The organism is Sporosarcina sp. ACRSL (assembly GCF_022346605.1).
Classification (GTDB): Bacteria; Bacillota; Bacilli; order Bacillales_A; family Planococcaceae; genus Sporosarcina.
The window spans coordinates 289,542-309,708 of the sequence record NZ_JAKRNT010000003.1 but is presented as its reverse complement, the minus strand read 5'-3'; the positions used below and the strand labels follow the sequence as shown (position 1 = coordinate 309,708).

Here is a 20,167-nt window from a genome sequence, read left to right as displayed (position 1 = left end):
TCTGCGATCTGTTGTATCCGAAGTTTATCCATGCGAACAACATTTAATCACGAACAAGCTAATGCTTTAGAAACAGAGTCGGCTCCACGACACTGTAATTATTGTTTTTCTTGAAGAAGCTGCATACGTTGATTGAATAGGCTTCGATACGATAGAAAACCGAGTAGGATGCTCGTCACTGCGGCTGTCGTTAGCAACAGGAAGATGATCAACAGTTGGAATTGGACGGCTTGTATCGGATCGGCACCGGCGATGATTTGTCCACTCATCATACCAGGCAATTGCACAAGACCGATTGTTTTTTGGCTCTCGATAGTTGGAATCATGCTTGCTTTAATCGATTGAATCAGTTGTCTATGAATCGCTTGTTTCGGTGTGCCGCCGAGTGAAAGGATCAATTCCGTTTCATCACGATGCGCATCAACTTCCGCCGTAAATCGATTAAGGAATAGAATTGAAAGCACCATGGAATTTCCAATAATCATGCCACTGATGGAAATGACATATTGTGCGGTCGGTGGTACAATTCCGAAGCCTAGTAAAATGCTTTGCGTCAACAGTTCGACAGCCAACAATGTTACAGCGACTTTCCACGTTATTCCGTTAATCGTCTTCCCTTTTTTACGCACATTTTGCGTCGCAGCTCCAATCATTAATGTCACCATTATCATGATGTATGCTACATTATCCGAGTCAAAAACGAACTTCAGTATATAGCCAACTGCAAGCAATTGCAGAATGGAACGGATTGTCGCGATAATTGTATCTTTTTCCAACCCGAGGCGAAGTGTTCTTGATAACAGCAACGGGATTGCGATAAAAATGAGGGCGATGGCCAAAGTTGTGTAACTCATCGATAATCCCCCTGTACAAATTGCTTCACCAATTCATTAGTCGGTGATTTTAATAAGTCACTGTCTCCAGTTTCCATAACTTTACCGTCAATTAGCACCCATGTGAAATTACCGATCGAAATAGCTTGTTCCAAATTATGGGTAATCCATACGATTGTCGAACCGTATTTACGGTTGATGTTGACGATCAATTGCTCGATTTCATGCAACGAATTCCTATCTAGAGCGGAAGTGATTTCATCCAACAATAAGATTTCCGACCGGTTCAGCAATGTGCGGGCTATTGATACTTTTTGTCGCTGCCCCCCTGATAATCCGTCCGTCTTTCTATGTAATACATCTCTTCCTAAACCGACATCTTCCAAAATTTCAATGGCATCTTGCTCGGAAAGCTCTCTGCCTTGAAGTTCAAAAGGTAGTGCCAGGTTTTGAAAAACAGTACCTTTCACCATTGGAGCGCTTTGTAAGGCAATTCCGACATGGCGGCGCAGTGCTATAGGATCGTATGTAGAAATATGTTTAGCATCAATAAATATGTCTCCTGAAGTGGGACTTATCAAGCCATTGCATAGTTTAAGTAATGTCGACTTTCCGGCTCCGGAAGGTCCGACAAGAGTTGTAATCGCTCCCTTTGGAAAAGAACCTGTAATGCCTTTTAAAATCGGAACGCCATTAATGCTATAATCAACGTTTCGAAACTGAAGGGCAGGTTCATCTAAATTTGCCATATAATCCGCTCCTAGTTTGTATTCACTAGAAAATTATACTTGATTTTTCGATATGGTAAGTAAATTGTCCTCATATCGGCAGTTAATGTCTCTACGGCCGATATAAGGACAGAGGTCGATATGAAAGGATAACCGCACTTTAGTTAAGTTAAGATGAAACAATCCTGCGGAACCGTTTGCAACAGGGAAGTCGGTTCCCCGACGCTGTACAATTGTAGATGATGCATGGCTCTTGTACATGCGGTGTAGAAAATTCTGCGCAAGCTCTCGTCGCCGTATACTTGCTCCGATGCATCATAAATAACGACGGCATCAAATTCGATGCCTTTTGCCAAATACGCCGGGACAACAACAACCCCTTGTTCATATTCCATTGAGCCGGTTCTCAGCAGCTTGATGTCATCCATCATAGACAGTGCTTCAAATGCACGTCGGCTTTCCTCTGCTGATTTGCAGATGATCGCAATGGTGTTGTAGCCGGAACTTTTCAGCTCCGCGACCTTGGCGGCGATGCAGTGGTGCAACTCTGAATGATCCGCTACTTCCTTCAGCACCGGTTGCTCGCCTTCGCGTTCAAAGGGGATGATCTGCGCGCCGTTAGGGACTAACTTTCTTGTGAATTCGATGATTGGCTTTGTAGATCGGTAGCTTCTTGCCAGGTTAATCATTTCTGTTTCGTCAGGGCCGTAAAGATTCGTAAGTGTGTGGAAATCAACCGTTTCGCTTGCATGTGCGAATATCGCTTGATTAAAATCACCTAGCACAGTCATCTTCGCGGACGGAAACAATCGTCGCAAAAACTCAAATTGGAAAGCTGAATAATCTTGCGCCTCATCAACAACAACATGCTTAATGGTACGGTTCGCCTGAAAGCCTCGAATGAGTTCATTCAACAGTAAAAATGGTGTCGCGTCTTCATAAAACAATTGGTTTTCCTCTAACATGTTTAGCGTTGCTTGGCATATAGCGGGCCATTCGGCTGGTGTGTCCTCGTCAATCCACTGTTTGATTTGCAAAGGGTCAACGAAAAGTTGCTTATAGATCCCATTCATGTCGATGAATTCAAATGCCTGAACTTGATTGCGCAGCGACTTTGAGCTTTGTTGAACAATCAAATGGGCAAGTTCTTTAGGGTCCATCTCATAATCAGCGGCTGCGCCTCTTTTAAAACCATGCTTTTTTGCTAAGTACCTATGCGCCCTATGATACTCCTCGTCGCTTAGCAGCTCGATTTTCTCCTCCACCCACGGCTTCATCCATTCATTTTGTAAGGACCCGTTGACTTTCTTCTCGAGCCATTCCTTCAACTTTTCAAGTCGGTTATGAAAGCGGAGTGATGTATCGCTATTGTAAAACCTATTCTCTATTTGCTTAGCAGACACAATCGGCTTCCCTCTAAAGATCAAGTCTTTAAATTGCATCCCGGAAATCTCTAACGCCTTTCGATAGGATTCAATCGCTTCGAAGAAAATTGGCGACGCTTTGAAACGGATGCTTGCTACTCTTGCTTGATAGGAAGGGGTATTCTCTGCTGTTAAGACATACTCCAATTGGTCGTAAGGATTTTCAACTTGATAGTCCTTGCTTAACCGATGATTCAAGTACTCTTGGAAAGTTACCTGCTGCATATTCTCTTCACCGAGTTCAGGAAGTACATTGGACACGTAACTGTTGAACAGCGTATTTGGTGAGAATAAAATAATTTGGTCGGCATTGAGGCTTTCCCGGTATTTATATAGCAAATAAGCGATTCGTTGTAAGGCAGCTGATGTTTTACCACTACCGGCAGCGCCGTGAACGATGAGAAGCTTTCCTTGGTCGTGGCGTATAATCCGGTTTTGATCTTGCTGAATCGTTGCCACGATACTATGCATATGTTTGTCGGTGCCTTTGCCTAATACAATTTGTAAAATCTCGTCACCAATTGTGACGCTCGTATCGAACATCGATTGAAGAACACCGCCGCGAATCAAATACTGCCACTTCTTCTCCAACTTCCCTCGAATTAATCCCCCGGGAGTTACATAAGAAGCATCGCCTGGCTGATAATCATAGTAGACACTTGAAATCGGCGCTCTCCAATCATAGATCAAAAAATCTTCCCCACTGTCGTCAGTTAGTGTGGATATTCCGATATAGATTTGCTCTTCAGTTGAAGAACCTTCTTCAATGAAATCAATTCGTCCAAAATAAGGAACTTGTTTCATTCGTCGCAGTGTAGATAATCTTTTGGATGCATGCCGGTGCGTGCTTTGACTGACGGCAAGCGCTTGCGCTTCTTGTCTCAAGCCGATGATCGTTTCCAGATAGTCGTCAAACGAATCGACATTCACTTTGACTTCATCCCAAAAATGCTTACGGATATTGACTACTTCATTCCGTTGCCGGGTCGTATCGTCCTCCAATTTGCGAATCCGTTCCGTAATGACTTCCACTACACTGTCCACTCGCTCCTGCTCCTGCTGAAAAGTTGATTTCATAGAACACACTCCTTAAAAAAAATGAGTAAAAGGGTTGACTGACGAATAGATTGTGTTGTATAATTAAAATAGGGATAATATATTCATTTAATTATACAGAGTCTATCCTTATAAACTTACCATAAGATCTCGTTTTGTTCAATGGGCGAACTGAAATTCTATAATTTGAAGCGCAAACTCGTTCCTATTTGGGGGGCGGGTTTTTTTATGCGGAAAAAGGGGAGGGATACGTTGTAAGTGTAGTAGAAAATAAAAAAGAGTAACCATTCTACTTGCTGTCCAGCAAGGAATGATTACTCAAATTGATTATCGAATTGTTTTCAAAGCTGTTGCCCAAGGGATCACTTGGTCAAGCATTTGGTTTACAGAATTAGCTTGAACTTCAGCTGGTTTGAAATCTGTACCGTTTTCAAAGTCAGTGAATAGGGATAGAGCAGGGTGTACACGAACGTCCGCTACAGATAGTTCACCTAGGATACCGCGTAGATGTTCTGCTGCACGAGCGCCGCCTACTGAACCGTATGATACGATACCTGCTGCTTTGTTGTTCCATTCTTCACGTAGGAAGTCTAGAGCGTTTTTAAGAGCTCCCGTAATGGAGTGGTTGTATTCTTGAACGATGAATACGAAACCGTCTTGTTTGCCAATGATTTCAGACCATGCTGCTGCCCCTGAAGCGTCGCTTCCTGGCTCGCCTAGCAATGGCAATTTGTAATCTGCAATGTCGATCACTGTATAGTTAGCGTCTCCGCGTTTGTCTGCCAATTCTTTTACCCAAGCACCAACTTGTGGGCTCACACGTCCATCACGAGTTGATCCTAAAATAATACCGATGTTTAGTTTTGTCATTGGTTTTTCCTCCTGTTGTTTAGATCCAAATAATTTGTCGAATAGTCCCATTTTCAAAATTCCCTTCCTTACAAGTATTCTTTTTCAAAGTTTTTATTGCTTCGAACTGTGTCGATTGGTCGTACGAGCCCTTCGATTGTATCACGTTTGCCTTCAAAGTACGGTGGCAACGACAATTTTTCACCAAGAGTTTCATACGGTTCGTCTCCCATGAATCCAGGGCCGTCCGTAGCCAATTCAAATAGAATGGATGGTGCGATTCTAGTATACAAAGAGCCGAAGTAATAACGTTCTACAAAGCCTGAGTTTGGCAAACGGAAGCCTTGCAAACGTTTTTGCCATGCATCAATTTCTGCACGATCTTCAACACGGAAAGCTGTATGATGGACTGTGCCGAAGCCTTGACGTGCTTGCGGAAGAACGGTGTTATATTCAACAACTGCTTGAGCACCGTTGCCGCCTTCGCCCATTTCAAATAAATGAAATGATTCTTCTTGTGCAACTTCCCTCATCATAAAGATGCTTTCTAAAATATCCTTCACATGATCGAAGAAGGAAGTGCGAATATGGATCGGGCCGAGTCCTGTAATGGCAAACTCCAAAGGAATCGGTCCTTTTTGCCAAGGAGTCCCTGATTCAACGCCTTTATTCAACTCATCGGAAATAAGTTGATACTGTTGGTCGTCAAAGTCGGCAAACGGTAAAATCTTTTTACCGAATTGCTCTTGGACGCCTTTATGTTTCACGTTGAATTTATCAAAACGTTTTACCCAATACTCCAGCGCCGCATCACTTGGCACACGGAAAGAGGTTTTAGAAATCTCGTTTGTCCCGTGCACTCCTTTTTGAATTCCAGGGAAATCAAAAAATGTCATATCCGTACCTGGGTTGCCCGCATCATCAGCGAAAAACAGATGGTACGTTTGAATGTCGTCTTGGTTCACTGTTTTCTTCACTAAGCGTAAACCTAATGTATACGTGAAGAAGTCATAGATCTTTTCCGCACTACTTGTAATCGCTGTGACGTGGTGGATCCCTTTTAATTCGTTCACTTTGTTCGTCTCCTTTCGTTATCTCGGTTTCAAGATGTATAGTCAAAATTTTTTGTTTGTTTCCATATAGTTTGAATTAAGTTATCTTTAATTCGAGACAATAATAACACGCATAATTTATTGCGTCAACCGTTTCGTCTTCATTTAAGTAGAATTGTTTTCCAAAAGCTTGACAATCAGCAGGCAAACAGTTAAATTTGCCTTGAATTAAAGATGTTATTAACATCATATTTTTCTATTAAGGAGAGGTGGGAATTGACGAAGTCTACGAATGGACGAGGAGATGGAGAACTGCAACCGACGTTGGATGAGTACAAATTGATATGGGAAAACACAAATGATGCTATTTTCATTATGCGCAATAATGGTGCAGTCATTCAAGCGAATCCAGCGTTAACTGAAATGTTAGGTTGGCGGTTGGAGGAGATTGAAGATTATCCAAGACCTCCTTTTTTCACCGAAGATATCACGGTTGAAAAACATCAACAGCAACTTGATGTATTGAGAAGCGGAAAAAACATTGCGAATTTCGAAACGAAAAGAAAACATAAAGATGGCACAGTAAAAGATGTCTTAGCGTCTTACCGTGCAATTAATAGAAACGATATTTTAGCAGTAGCCATGTATAAGGATATTACGGAAGAAAAGGACATTAAACATAGACTTGGAATTGCGGAAAATTGTTACCGAACGTTAGTGGAGTATTCTCCGGACGCAATTGTCGTTCAAAGTGATGATAAGTTATCCTTTGCCAATCCAGCAGCCATTAAACTTTTGGGTGCCGAATCCCTCCAACAAATTATCGGAAAGTCCCTTATTGATTTCATCGAACCGAAAGACGATGATAAAAAAGACGTAAAGGCAGTTTTTCACGAGTTGAAGTCAGAGCCAATGGTTGAGAAACTTGTGCGCTTTGATGGAACAACAATATGGGTGGAAATCATTGCGATTCCAGTTCGACATGAAGGGGAAACGGTCATCCAAGCAATTCTTCGAGACATAACTGTTCGGAAATATTATGAAGAGCAGCTGACCTACATGGCGACGAATGATCCGATGACGGGCGTTGCCAATCGAAATTCTTTTTTAGAAACATTGGATCGAGCAATTGAGCAAGCGCAGGAGTCGGATGAGATGCTTGCTGTTATGTATATCGATTTGGACAAGTTCAAGGACGTTAATGACTCGCTTGGCCATGGTGTCGGAGACGAACTGCTCATTCAGTTCGCGAAGAGATTGAAGGGAAATGTTCGTAATGGCGATGTAGTTGGCCGAGTCGGTGGGGACGAGTTTCTCGTTTTAGTAAAAGACATCAAAAAAGAAAAAGCAGAGATGACTATCAAAAGGATGCTTGCCAATTTTGGTGACCCTTATATGGTCAAAGACAATGTCATCCGTGCAACATCTAGCATCGGAGTCGCTATCTATCCTACTGACGGAATTGACGCATCAACGTTAATTCAGAATGCGGATCAAGCGCTCTATAAGGCAAAAGAAAAACGAAATCATTATGAGTTTTTCAGTGAATGATTAAAGTAAAAAGGTGTCTCGGAAAGTGGTTGTTACTCACTTTCCGGACACCTTTTATCGTATTCGTAAGGCGTGGTTCACCTTAGTTTGGACGTTTTGCAATCATTTCGATTTCCACTTCTGCTCCAAGCGGCAGAGCCAATACGGCTACACATGTCCTCGCAGGATAAGGTTTGGCGAACTTTGTTGCATAGACCTCGTTCATGGCGGAAAAATTATTCATATCGGTTAGATATACATTTACTTTGACAACATCATCAGGTGTGAGATCTGCTGCTTCGAGTGCCTCGAATAAAGATTCAAAGCAAAGCTCCGTTTGTGCGCCGATGTCACCTGTCACATTTTCAGCAGAAACGGCGTTCATTGCGGTTTGTCCTGAGAAATAAACTAACTCGCCAGCGTCTACCGCAGCCGAATATGGGCCTGATGCTGTTGCACCTTTTACTTCGTATGCTTTTCTTGCCATTGATTATTCCTCCTTTATGTACTGATATTTCATCATAGCTCACAACATACAAATTGTATAGAAATTGAGTATTTTTATCATATATATGGATGTATTTGTTAAATTGTATGTTTGCATTTGAGCTATTCGGATATAGAACAAGATAATGTACATACTAAAAAGTAGTTAGGCATTTTCTGCTCGCGTTACGCAACGGAGTAGTGGATATAGAATATTGGAGGGATCATTGTGGCTCATTACGATTTACTCATTAAAAACGGCATAATTGTTACAGCAGATTCAACGGTTCAAGGAGATATTGCTGTAAAGAATGGAAAAATAATGGACGTCTCTGTTGGCAAACCAATAGAGGCAACGGCAACTCAAGAAATAAATGCGGAAGGGCTTCATATTTTTCCTGGGGTAATCGACTCGCATGTTCATTTTAACGAACCGGGTCGAACAGAGTGGGAAGGGTTGGAGACAGGTAGCAGAAGTTTAGCTGCCGGCGGGGCGACATCATTTTTTGATATGCCGCTGAATAGTACGCCTCCTACAATTAATAAAGCCAATTTAGAAACAAAACGTAGATTGGCAGAGGAGAAGTCCATTGTAAATCCATATTTCTGGGGCGGACTTGTACCTGAAAATCTAAATGATTTAAAAGATCTACACGAAAATGGCGTTATCGGATTCAAGGCATTCATGTCTCCAAGTGGAATTGATGATTTCAATAACGTTGATGACGAATCAATCTATAAAGGAATGAAAGAAATTGCTTCCTTAGGTTCTCTCTTAGCCGTTCACGCTGAAAGTACGGTAATGTGTGAACTGCTTGCGGAAGAAAGAATCGGTCAAGGGAAAGTAACGGCAAGAGACTATGTCGACTCGCGGCCGATCATTTCAGAGATAGAAGCCGTCCGAAGAGTGCTCTCCTATGCAGAATTGACGGGCTGTAAACTTCATATCGTACACGCGAGCAGCCGGAAAGTCGTGGACGTGATAACGGATGCGAAAAAAAGAGGCGTTGATATTACGGTCGAGACATGCCCGCATTATTTGTCATTGACAGTAACAGATTTAGAAGAACAAGGAGTCATTGCAAAATGCGCACCGCCATTGCGGGACCAAGAGGAAGTGGATGACTTATGGACAGCGGTCGCAAAAGGAGAAATCGACACGATTGGCTCTGACCATTCTCCTGCACCGGCATCGATGAAAGTTATTTCAGATAATATTTTTGAAGGATGGGGAGGGATTTCGGGAGCCCAGTCCATGTTGAATGTTCTTCTGACGGAAGGCCATTTTAAACGGAATATCCCGTTGGAGAAAATTGTTGAATTGACTGCGACAAATCCAGCTAAAATATTCGGACTGACAACAAAAGGGACGATTGCAGTCGATTATGATGCCGATTTGACAATTGTTAACTTGAATGAAAGCTTTGAACTGAAGAAGGAAGACTTGTTTTATCATCACCAGCATTCGCCTTACGTCGATATGACATTCAAAGGGAAAGTGAAGACGACAATTGTTGGTGGAAGGGTAGTATTCGAAAATGGACAACCGATAGAACAATAACTCCAAAAGGGGCAGATGAATGTGAATGACGTAACACGTCAAATTGCTCACCTCGTAGACTGGCTTGGTGAATTCGGCAAGGATTCCGAAGGTGGTGTTACGCGGTTACTGTATACAAAAGAGTGGATTGAGGCACAAAAAGCATTAGAAAAACAAATGCAAGAAGATGGATTGACCACTCGTTATGACGAGATCGGAAATCTATATGGACGTCTGGAAGGAAGCCGTTATCAAGATGAAACCATTTTGACCGGCTCCCATGTGGATACGGTTAAAAGTGGCGGCAAGTTGGACGGTGCATTCGGAATTGTGTCGGGTGTATTAGCCCTGCGGCTGTTAAAGGAACAATATGGCCAACCTCTTCGTAATCTGGAAGTTGTGTCGTTTGCCGAGGAGGAAGGAAGCCGTTTCCCTTATGCTTTCTGGGGTTCGAAAAACTTTGTCGGAATTGCAAAGAAGGAGGAAGTTCTTGACATTGAGGATTTCGATGGCGTTCCTTTTGTACAAGCAATGAGAGATGCCGGGTTTAATTTTCGAGATGAATCAAAACCGTTCCGGAATGATATTAAAGGTTTTGTGGAAATCCATATCGAACAAGGAAATGTTCTGGAGAATGAAGGAAAAGATATTGGCGTTGTCCATAGCATAGTCGGGCAAAGACGCTTTACGATTGAGATAACAGGTGTTGCGAACCATGCAGGCACTACGCCGATGGGATACCGTAAGGATGCACTAGTTGCAGCAAGCCATATGATTCAAGATATAACGAATAAGGCAATCGAATACGGCGACCCACTCGTTGCGACTGTAGGAAAAATTGAAGTTCAGCCGAGCATTGTTAACGTTGTCGCTGGGAGTGCATTATTCACATTGGATGTTCGCCATACAGAAAAAGAGGTACTCGTAAAATTTACGACAGAGCTTACGAATATCATCAAGAGGATTGCGGGGACGTCGGGTGTAGAAGCGGCGATCGATATGTGGATGGATGAGGATCCGATTCCGATGGATCCACAAATCGTAGAAGCGATTGAGAAGCAGACGAAAGAAAATGGATTGAATTACAAAATGATGCATAGCGGCGCGGGCCATGATTCTCAAATTATTGCTCCAGTCGTCCCAACAGCGATGATCTTTGTACCAAGCCGGGAGGGAATCAGCCATAATCCTTTGGAATATACAAGCCCGGAACAGTTGGCTGTTGGTGTTCAAGCATTGATGAATTCACTGTACGCTTTAGCGTACAGTGAATGAAAAGGAGCAGCATCAAAGCGAATCAAGTGAATTGCGATTTTTCACCGATAAAAATATATTTAATAACACTTAAATTAAAACAAACCTAAGGGATCTTGTCACAGAGACAAGTTCCCTTAGGTTTGTTTTGGTGCGCTTACAGCCATTTTTCTGCCCAAACTTCCACAGATTTAAGGGCTTTCCCTAATTCATTTCCTTTTCTTGTTAAGGAATATTCTATTCGTACAGGACGGTCTGAAATGACATTTCGAAGAATAATCCCGTCTTCTTCAAGTTCTTTTATGCGTTCATTGAGCACCCGCTTACTCAAATCAGGAATATAAGCGTGGATCTCACTAAACCGTTTCGGTTCATCAAGAAGTGAGTGGATAATAAGCCCTACCCATTTCTTGCCGATTAGTTGATAAGAATGTTCTACTTTATCGCATAAAGGCTCTTGCTGCGGTTGTTTTATCTCCATCATTTTCCACCTCTTTGCTTACTAAGTATTATTTGTTATCTTGTCACTTTTAGTTACTAATTATTTATGTCAGTCAATTAGAATAAATCTTTTTATATTGTTTATTATAACCCAATTTCTTACTGTTGTATATGGAATTAATGTGTTTTCATAAAATGGTCAAATGTTCGTTGCCAAATAATTACTTTTGTTACTTATAGTTAGTTAGTAATAAGAAAGGGAAATCCAAACAAATAAGTCACAATGCGAGTTGAATGCCGAGCGTTCAATTCGCATTTTTTTTATGCCAAGAAATATGCCTTTTCTATAGTATGCTCCACTAGAACTGTGAACGATAGCCGAACGAATACCTATTAATAAAGGATCTTGACTTTTACTCAACATTCCTTTGTTACTAATAGTTACCATTTAAACAGTATTAGTTTTGCTGGTTTATTTATTTTATTACTAAAAAAGGTTGATGTAGATGGGTTTAAATCAATAGTTAACAAATTGGACACATTTTCGTTGACGAAAAGTAACCAAGGGTATAATATGTGTATGTAAAGTTCATTTGTTACTAAAAGTAACCTAAACTTGCGGAAGAAAGGAGTGAAAGGTTTTATGTATTACTGCTAAAGGTCAGGTACAAATATTCTTTACATTAGCTTATTGAAATTGAATCGGAAATTGATCTTTAGATTCAGTAAATAAATGCAGATCGATCAAGCTTATAACTACACAATCGGTGGTTTATTGATTGAAATGCTAATTTGACATAATCAAGGAGGTTTCGATTGGAGATGATCAATCGAGAAAAATTAAAAAAAGAAGGTTTTAACGAAGATATACTGCCGACGAAACCGGAAGATAAAAGTTGGAACGTCGGAAATTTTGCGTCAGTATGGATGGGTTCAGTGCATAACATTCCTAACTATATTGCCGTTGGTGGACTCTTTGCTTTAGGGATGTCAGTTGGACAAGTTTTCGGTGTCATTATGGCAGCGTCCATAATATTAGCGGTCGCTATGGTATTTAACGGACATGCGGGATCAAAATATGGCTTACCTTTTGCTATGTTGATCCGCTCGTCCTACGGTACAAAAGGTGCAATGATTCCAGGAGTGTTAAGAGGGGTTATTGCAGCCATCATGTGGTTTGGATTTCAAACGTATGCAGGAAGTCAAGCTGTGTCGATTCTTATCGGAAAACTTTGGCCAACGTATTTAACGTTAGGTGGAGATTGGAACCTATTGGGATTATCATTACCTGCGTTAATTTCATTCCTGCTATTCTGGTTATTTAATGTAGCTTTAATTTTTGGAGGACTAGGGTTCCTAGGGAAGTTTACGAATATCCTTTCTCCACTTGTTTATATCGTTTTTGGTGGTATGGCAATTTGGGCTATTAAATTGGCTGGAGGTATTGGTCCAATCTTAGCTTATACAGGTGCAGGAGCCGTTGGAAATCCAGTCGTCGTCTTTGTAGCAGGTGTCACTGCAATAATTGCTGCTTGGGCAGCTCCAATTGTCAATGTATCTGACTTCACAAGAATGGCTCGGTCTACGAAAGCTCAAGCTATTGGTCAAACTATAGGTTTAGTAGTGACTTATCTATTGTTTGCCATTGCAAGTATATCGATTATTGTTGGGTCTGAAATTGCCTTCGGTACACCCATTTGGAATGTACTCGATGTAGTGGCTCGATTTGATAGCACATTTGCAATCGGAATATCTGTACTTACACTCAGTTTGACTACATTATCAGTGAACGTGACAGGAAATATTGTCCCTGCTGGTTACCAATTGGCATCACTCTTCCCGAAAAAACTAACGTTTAAATCAGGGGCAATGATTGCTGCTGTCATTGGAATTCTTGTCATGCCTTGGAAGCTGATGGAGAATGCGACAAGTATTTTCACATTCTTGAATGTCGTTGGTGGCTTACTTGCTCCCGTAACAGGCGTTATGCTCGCTCACTATTTTGTAGTGTCAAAAATGGAACTTGACTTAAGCGAATTGTATTCGAAGAACGGAAAATACAATTATCGGAATGGCTTCAACGTCAATGCCCTTATAACAACGGCAGTTGCGGGTGTGCTGAGCTTAATCGGAAATTTCATCCCATTCTTTAAACCGCTTTATGATATGTCGTGGTTTGTGGGTATCATTTCAGCGTTTATTCTTTATAGCGTGCTGGAATTGCGTAGCTCTAACCGAGTTCAACTTATAATGCAAAACAAATTGGATAAAGCGAAGTAAAAGTATTAAGAGTCCATTTATATAGGAAGTATATAAATTCGCGAGAAATGATAAAGGTTGGACTGTTTTGACCTTGAATCTATATTTTAATTTATCGAAAAGGAGTTTTACTCATGACATTAGATTTACTCATTAAAGGTGGAAATGTTGTATTCCGGGATGGTGTTCGTACAGTTGATATTGGCATAAAAAACGAGAAAATCTCATGCATCGCTGAGCATATTTCTGAAGATGCAAAAGAAGTTATTGAAGCAAATGGACAGTATGTTATGCCAGGAATGATTGATACGCATGTTCATATCAGCGAACCAGGCCGTACAGAATGGGAAGGGTTTGAAACAGGATCGAAAGCACTTGCTGCAGGTGGAACGACAAGCTATGTGGAAATGCCGTTAAACGCACTGCCAGCAACGATTAATAAAGAAGCATTAGGTTTAAAACTTGATGCTGCAAGCAATCAAAACTATGTCGATTATGCTTTCTATGGCGGTCTTGTCCCTGAGAACTTAGACAAATTAGAGGAATTAGCGGATGCAGGAGTTCTAGCCTTTAAAGCCTTTATGTCAGATATAACGAGTGATATTCCAGACGATTTTACAAATGTGGATGATTATACATTATATAAAGGCATGCAAAAACTAGCGGAATTGGATCAACTGCTATGTATCCATGCGGAAAATCCATCGGTAACTTCAAAGCTTGCCGAAGAAATGGTAAGAGAAGGTAGAACGACAGCGATGGACTATGTGGAATCACGTCCGATTTTTACAGAAGTAGATGCTGTTCAACGGGCGATCCTATTTGCGAAAGAGACTGGCTGTAAATTACATTTCGTACATATTAGTACGTCCGAAGCCATTCAAGAAATTCTAAAAGCGCGAGATGTGGGCGTTGACGTTACGGTTGAATCATGTCCTCATTATTTTGCGATGAGTGCTGAACAAGTCGAGGAAATTGGTCCAAGAGCAAAATGCCAACCACCACTCAGAAAGGCGAAGGATCAAGAGAAACTATGGGACGAGCTCCTTAACGGGAACATTGACTGGTTAACATCTGATCATTCGCCATGTACAGAGGATTTGAAGCAAGGCAATATTTTTGAAGCGTGGGGCGGGATCAGTGGTGCCCAAAATAACGTTGATCTGATGTTTGATTTGGCTGTGAAACAACGTGGATTACCAGTCCATAAGTTTGTTGATTTAATCGCAACGAATCCTGCTGAACGCTTTAATTTAACTAATAAAGGCGAAATTGCCGTTTCGAAAGACGCAGATATTATTTTGGTGGATCCAAATCAATCCTATGTTGTGAAAAGAGAAGATCTTTACTATAAAAATAAACACAGTGCATATGAAGGTAGACAAATTGACTGCCGTGTAACAAAAACAATTGTTCGTGGAAATGTTGTTTTCGACTTGGACAAAGGAATTGTAGGAAACCCAATAGGAAAGCTTATTTCTGCAAAATAATTTGGTTGGTGTCTGAAATTAATCATCCAATCCCCTTGCCATCGTAAAAATGCCAAGGGGAAAGAGGAAATCGAAACTGGAGGAATTAAACATGGCTAATTACGATTTAATTATTAAAAACGGGACGATTGTTACGGCGGATTCAACAGTACAAGGAGACATTGCCATCAAGGATGGAAAAATAATAGAAGTTTCTGTTGGCAAATCGATAGAGGCAACAGCGGATCGGGAGATAAATGCAGATGGGCTTCACATCCTTCCAGGTTTAATCGACACACATGTTCATTTTAACGAACCAGGCAGAACAGAGTGGGAAGGTTTGGAGACAGGAAGCAGAAGCTTAGCAGCTGGCGGCGTGACAACATTCTTTGATATGCCGTTGAATAGTACACCCCCTACCATTAATAAAGCCAATTTAGAGCTTAAGAGTTCAGCTGCCAATGAAAAGTCCATCGTAAATCCACGTTTCTGGGGTGGGCTTGTACCTGAAAATATTGATGATTTGAAGGATCTTCACGAAAATGGCGTCATCGGATTTAAGGCATTTATGTCACCAAGTGGAATCGCTGATTTCAATAATGTAGATGATGAAACAATCTATAAGGGGATGAAAGAGATTGCATCCTTAGGTTCACTTTTAGCTGTTCATGCTGAAAGCACGGTTATTACGGATCAGCTCGCACAAGAAAAACAAAGCCAAGGCAAAACAACTGCAAGAGATTTCGTTGAATCACGACCGATTATTTCTGAAATTGAAGCGGTAAGAAGAGTAATTTCTTATGCAGAAGCAACAGGATGTAAACTTCATATTGTCCATGCAAGTAGTCGAAAAGTAGTTCAAGTGATTAATGAAGCTAAACAAAGAGGCGTAGATGTGACCGTTGAGACATGCCCGCATTACTTGTCGTTGACAGTAAAAGATTTAGAAGAAAAGAAAGCATTGGCGAAATGTGCTCCTCCATTACGAGATCAAGATGAAGTGGAAGACTTATGGGCAGCAGTCGCTAACGGAGAAATTAACGTCATTGCCTCTGACCATTCACCGGCGCCGGCATCTATGAAGACAATTACAGACAACTTTTTTGAAGGTTGGGGAGGAATTTCGGGGGCGCAGTCAACTTTGAATATCATGTTGACAGAAGGGCATTTCAAACGAAATCTTCCATTAGAAAAAATTGTTGAATTAACTGCGACAAACCCAGCAAAATTATTCGGGCTATCAACGAAAGGTGACATTGCGGTTAATTATGATGCTGATTTGGCAATTGTTGACCTAAATGAGAGCTTTGAATTGAAGAAGGAAGATTTGTATTACCGTCATCAGCACTCACCTTATGTTGGCATGACATTTAAAGGGAAAGTGAAGACGACAATTGTCGGTGGTCAAGTAGTTTTCGAAAATGGTCAACCGATCAAAAAATGAAAATCTAGTGGGATGTTTTTTATCTTCATTCAGCAGGTGCGCCGGCTGAATGAAGATAAAGCCTCCGGATATAACTGTGTATCCCTGAAGTAATTATGAAAGGGTAGGTGGTTTTTAATGACACCAAGGGAGACACAACCTCAAATGCAACAGAATAAGAAATTTATGATTCCATATTGGTGGAAAGCAGTATTCGCGTTCACGTTAGGTTGGATGTTTATCAATGCCAATAAATATTTTTTGAATCCTATTTTAGGGGAGATTGGCTTAGAGTATAGCCTCAACAACACCCAACTAGGATTGGTCAATAGTATATTCTTCCTGACGTATACAATTGCCCAAATTCCAGCGGGAGCTTTCAGTGATAAATTCGGTAGGAAAAAGCTGCTTGTCATCGGGTTTATTTTATATGGGATTTTGACAGGCGTAAGTGGGCTCATGGCTGGTTTCACAGGCTTTTTGGTGGCTCGTGCGATTGCGGGAATTTCTTCAGCAACTTATTATGGTCCCCAATTTGCCTTATCATCTGAAGCAATTCCAGAAAAACATAGAACTGTTGGCAGTGCAATTATTAACAGTGGGTCAGGGATAGGGATTGCTTTCGGTTTTATCTTGTCGAGCACATTGGTGTTAGATAAGGGAATGAGTTGGAGCGTTCCGTTTTATATCTTTGGTGTGCTGACGGTTCTTGTCGGAATTTTGATTGCAGTATTAGTCAAAGAAAAAGGTCCGGATGCGGCATCTAAACAAAGTGAACAACTAGAGAAGTCGTCAAATAAAGGAGAAAAAGTTTCGGTTTTATCTTTACTTAAAAACCGCAATCTGTTGATTACCTTTCTAGTCTTATTTTCTTCCATTTACGGTTTTACCGTTGTGGTTACATGGTTGCCGAAGTTTTTGGAGACTGAAAGAGGCTTCGAAGGCAGTCAAGTTGGTTTAATCTCGGCATTGGTCCCATTGGCTTCAATACCTGGGGCACTTGTCGCAAGTTATATTTCGGATCGATTAGGTCGGAAGAAGCCTTTCGTTTTTGTGCTGATTCCAATTGCTGCGGTCGCATTGTGGGCAACTGTCTATGTTCAAAGTACTGCATTGCTGATCACGGCATTGGTGATTTACGGTTTATTTGGAAAGATTGCGCTGGATCCGATTCTCATCTCAACTGTTTCCGAAAATGTTGATAAATCAGCGTATGGAATTGCCTTCAGTCTCTTTAATTTCATGGGAATGATGTCATCGGTTATCGCCCCATGGTTTGTTGGTTTTCTTGCAGATAAGACAGGAAGCATGGCGACAGGGTTTTACTCAGCGGTAATTGTTCTAGCTGTAGGGCTCGTCCTAATGATGTTCTTTAAAGAAGGTCCAACAGAAAAGGCGATGGGAGTCCAAAAATAGAGTTTCTATGCTATTTTTTTAGTCGAAATTTGATTTTTTCATTCATAAATAGAAAGGATAATTGATTATGAAAGATTTAACACATGAAGTTAATCACCTCGTAGAATGGCTAGGTGAATTTGGTAAAGATCCCGAAGGTGGTGTTACGCGGTTACTTTATACACACGAGTGGATTGAAGCGCAAAAAGCGTTAGAAAAATTGATGCAAGACGATGGGCTGACGACTCGTTATGACGAGATAGGTAATCTATTTGGACGGTTAGAAGGAAGTAAGTATAATGATGAAACTATTTTAACTGGCTCTCATGTAGATACAGTGAAAAATGGAGGTAAATTGGACGGGGCATACGGAATTTTAGCTGGTATTTTGGCTCTTCGCTATTTAAAAGCAAAATTTGGCCAGCCTCTCCGTAATCTTGAAGTCGTGTCGTTTGCCGAAGAAGAAGGAAGCCGTTTTCCTTACGCTTTCTGGGGTTCTAAAAACCTTGTAGGTATCGCGAAAAAAGAGGACGTTGAAAGCATTGAGGACTTTGATGGCGTTCCTTTCGTCGACGCGATGAGAGAAGCGGGCTTTGATTTTAGGGATGAGTCAAAATCGATGCGTAATGATATAAAAGGCTTTGTTGAAATTCATATCGAGCAAGGGAATGTTTTAGAAAACGAAGGGAAAGACATTGGGGTTGTCCATAGCATTGTCGGCCAAAGACGTTTTACTGTTGATGTAAAAGGTGTAGCGAATCATGCGGGTACAACACCGATGGGATATCGTAAAGATGCTTTATTCGCAGCGAGTCAAATGATCCAAGACATCATTACAAAGGCAAAAGAATATGGTGATCCTCTTGTTGCCACGGTAGGGAAAATCGAAGTCAAACCGAGCATCGTCAACGTTGTTCCTGGACATGCGTTATTCACATTGGACGTTCGGCATACAGAAAAAGAGGTCCTTATAAAGTTCACGGACGAACTTACTACGATTATCAACAGAATTGCCACTGAGTCCGGCGTCGAGACGAATGTCGATATGTGGATGGATGAGGATCCGATTCCGATGGATCAACAAGTCGTTGACGCCATCGAGAAACAAACGAAAGAAAATGGCTTCAATTATAAAATGATGCATAGCGGTGCAGGCCACGATTCCCAAATCATTGCGCCGGTTGTGCCGACAGCGATGATTTTCGTGCCAAGCCGCGGGGGCATCAGCCATAATCCGTTGGAATATACGAGCCCAGAGGAATTGGCAGTCGGGGTCAAAGCATTGATTAACTCTTTATATGCGTTGGCATACGAGGAGTAAAACCAGCGGAAGCTATGATTGAACTTAATGATAAAAAAATATAGGAGATGAAGATATGAAAACAACGGAAAAAGAATTGAAGAAATTAATTACAGCGAAATTGCATAAAGCCGGTCTTTCAGAAGAACATGCGGAAGGGGTAGCCGACGTACTAGTGCATGCAGACCTTCGGGGTATTCATTCTCATGGTGCGATGAGGGTGGATTATTACGCCGAACGAATCGCGAAAGGTGGAATCACGACAAATCCTAATTTCACATTCGAAAAGACGGGACCGAGCACAGCAATATTCGATGGAGATAATGGGGTTGGACATGTAGCAGCTAAAAAAGCGATGGATCATGCAGTCGAGATGGCGAAAGAGAATGGAATTGCGGTTGTTGGCGTAAGAAAGATCAGCCACAGTGGGGCTCTTTCATACTATGTCCAACAGGCTGCCAAAGAAGGTTTGATTGGTCTTTCTGTTGTTCAATCGGATCCGATGGTGGTTCCTTTCGGTGGCGTGGAGCCGTACTACGGAACAAATCCGATTGCATTTGCCGCTCCGGGTAAAGGCGATGATATGATCATTTTTGACATGGCGACTACAGTCCAAGCGTGGGGGAAAATTCTTCATGCGCGTTCGAAGAATGAATCCATTCCGGACACATGGGCGGTGGATAAAAATGGAGAGCCGACAACAGATCCGTTCAAAGTGAATGCTTTACTCCCGATCGCAGGACCGAAAGGCTATGGCCTTATGATGATGGTGGACGTTTTGTCGGGTATTTTACTCGGATTGCCATTCGGGAACAAAGTCTCCTCGATGTACCATGATTTAAGTGAAGGGCGTAATTTAGGTCAACTTCATATTGTAATCAACCCAGCGTTCTTCTCTAACATCGAGACATTCAGAGAAAACATCTCTAAAACGATGAGCGATTTAAATAATATTAAACCAGCGCCAGGATTTGAACAGGTATATTATCCTGGTCAAAACACGACGATTGCTGAACAACAAGCTAAAGTGGAAGGGATCGAAATTGTCGACGACGTGTATCGTTATTTAGAGTCGGATGTTGTGCACTTCAATAAGTATGAAAACAAAGATCCATTCGCGAAATAATT

At 41.5% G+C, this 20,167-nt stretch carries 16 protein-coding genes; 9 read left to right on the top strand and 7 right to left on the bottom strand.

Annotated features, from left to right (window positions below; translation table 11 throughout):
- Positions 1–98: 98 nt before the first annotated feature.
- The 5 genes from MHZ92_RS06755 to MHZ92_RS06735 form a co-directional block, all read right to left on the bottom strand.
- The gene (locus MHZ92_RS06755) at positions 99–854 is read right to left on the bottom strand and encodes an ABC transporter permease (RefSeq protein WP_239430819.1); all 756 of its coding nucleotides are present in this window, start codon (positions 852–854) and stop codon (positions 99–101) included.
- Complete coding sequence (locus MHZ92_RS06750) at positions 851–1,582, bottom strand: ABC transporter ATP-binding protein (RefSeq protein WP_239430818.1); 732 nt, start codon at positions 1,580–1,582, stop codon at positions 851–853. The genes MHZ92_RS06755 and MHZ92_RS06750 overlap by 4 nt, the downstream gene beginning before the upstream one ends.
- Before the next feature lie 143 nt (positions 1,583–1,725).
- A complete protein-coding gene (gene helD / locus MHZ92_RS06745; protein ID WP_239430817.1) occupies positions 1,726–4,062 on the bottom strand; it encodes an RNA polymerase recycling motor HelD in 2,337 nt (778 codons plus the stop codon).
- Positions 4,063–4,368: 306 nt separating this feature from the next.
- The gene (locus MHZ92_RS06740; protein WP_239430864.1) at positions 4,369–4,962 is read right to left on the bottom strand and encodes an NADPH-dependent FMN reductase; all 594 of its coding nucleotides are present in this window, start codon (positions 4,960–4,962) and stop codon (positions 4,369–4,371) included.
- Between the two features lie 17 nt (positions 4,963–4,979).
- Positions 4,980–5,963: a ring-cleaving dioxygenase gene (locus MHZ92_RS06735; RefSeq protein ID WP_239430816.1), complete on the bottom strand. Its 984-nt coding sequence runs from the start codon at positions 5,961–5,963 to the stop codon at positions 4,980–4,982.
- A gap of 255 nt (positions 5,964–6,218) precedes the next feature.
- Here MHZ92_RS06735 and MHZ92_RS06730 point away from each other — a divergent pair, with 255 nt between their 5' ends.
- Entirely contained in the window at positions 6,219–7,493 is a 1,275-nt protein-coding gene (locus tag MHZ92_RS06730) for a diguanylate cyclase domain-containing protein (protein ID WP_239430815.1), read from the top strand.
- 82 nt (positions 7,494–7,575) lie between these two features.
- Here the strand turns inward: MHZ92_RS06730 and MHZ92_RS06725 are convergent, their stop codons facing one another.
- The gene (locus MHZ92_RS06725; protein WP_239430814.1) at positions 7,576–7,959 is read right to left on the bottom strand and encodes a RidA family protein; all 384 of its coding nucleotides are present in this window, start codon (positions 7,957–7,959) and stop codon (positions 7,576–7,578) included.
- A 228-nt stretch (positions 7,960–8,187) separates the two neighbouring features.
- Here MHZ92_RS06725 and MHZ92_RS06720 point away from each other — a divergent pair, with 228 nt between their 5' ends.
- Entirely contained in the window at positions 8,188–9,519 is a 1,332-nt protein-coding gene (locus MHZ92_RS06720) for an allantoinase (protein WP_239430813.1), read from the top strand.
- Positions 9,520–9,540: 21 nt separating this feature from the next.
- Positions 9,541–10,773, top strand: a complete 1,233-nt coding sequence (gene allC / locus MHZ92_RS06715) for an allantoate deiminase (protein ID WP_370644640.1) — start codon at positions 9,541–9,543, stop codon at positions 10,771–10,773.
- A 136-nt stretch (positions 10,774–10,909) separates the two neighbouring features.
- Here the strand turns inward: allC (MHZ92_RS06715) and MHZ92_RS06710 are convergent, their stop codons facing one another.
- Positions 10,910–11,233, bottom strand: coding sequence for a winged helix-turn-helix transcriptional regulator (locus MHZ92_RS06710; protein ID WP_370644639.1), 324 nt, complete (start codon positions 11,231–11,233; stop codon positions 10,910–10,912).
- A 782-nt stretch (positions 11,234–12,015) separates the two neighbouring features.
- Between MHZ92_RS06710 and allW the strand changes: the two genes are divergently transcribed.
- The 6 genes from allW to allD all read left to right on the top strand — a co-directional run bounded on the left by allW (position 12,016) and on the right by allD (position 20,165).
- Entirely contained in the window at positions 12,016–13,473 is a 1,458-nt protein-coding gene (allW, locus tag MHZ92_RS06705) for an allantoin permease (protein WP_239430863.1), read from the top strand.
- Positions 13,474–13,586: 113 nt separating this feature from the next.
- The gene (gene allB / locus MHZ92_RS06700) at positions 13,587–14,942 is read left to right on the top strand and encodes an allantoinase AllB (protein ID WP_239430810.1); all 1,356 of its coding nucleotides are present in this window, start codon (positions 13,587–13,589) and stop codon (positions 14,940–14,942) included.
- A gap of 91 nt (positions 14,943–15,033) precedes the next feature.
- Complete coding sequence (locus tag MHZ92_RS06695) at positions 15,034–16,365, top strand: allantoinase (protein ID WP_239430809.1); 1,332 nt, start codon at positions 15,034–15,036, stop codon at positions 16,363–16,365.
- Between the two features lie 117 nt (positions 16,366–16,482).
- A complete protein-coding gene (locus MHZ92_RS06690) occupies positions 16,483–17,760 on the top strand; it encodes an MFS transporter (protein WP_239430808.1) in 1,278 nt (425 codons plus the stop codon).
- Between the two features lie 67 nt (positions 17,761–17,827).
- Positions 17,828–19,060, top strand: a complete 1,233-nt coding sequence (gene allC / locus MHZ92_RS06685) for an allantoate deiminase (protein WP_239430807.1) — start codon at positions 17,828–17,830, stop codon at positions 19,058–19,060.
- Positions 19,061–19,115: 55 nt separating this feature from the next.
- The gene (allD, locus tag MHZ92_RS06680; RefSeq protein ID WP_239430806.1) at positions 19,116–20,165 is read left to right on the top strand and encodes an ureidoglycolate dehydrogenase; all 1,050 of its coding nucleotides are present in this window, start codon (positions 19,116–19,118) and stop codon (positions 20,163–20,165) included.
- Positions 20,166–20,167: the final 2 nt, after the last annotated feature.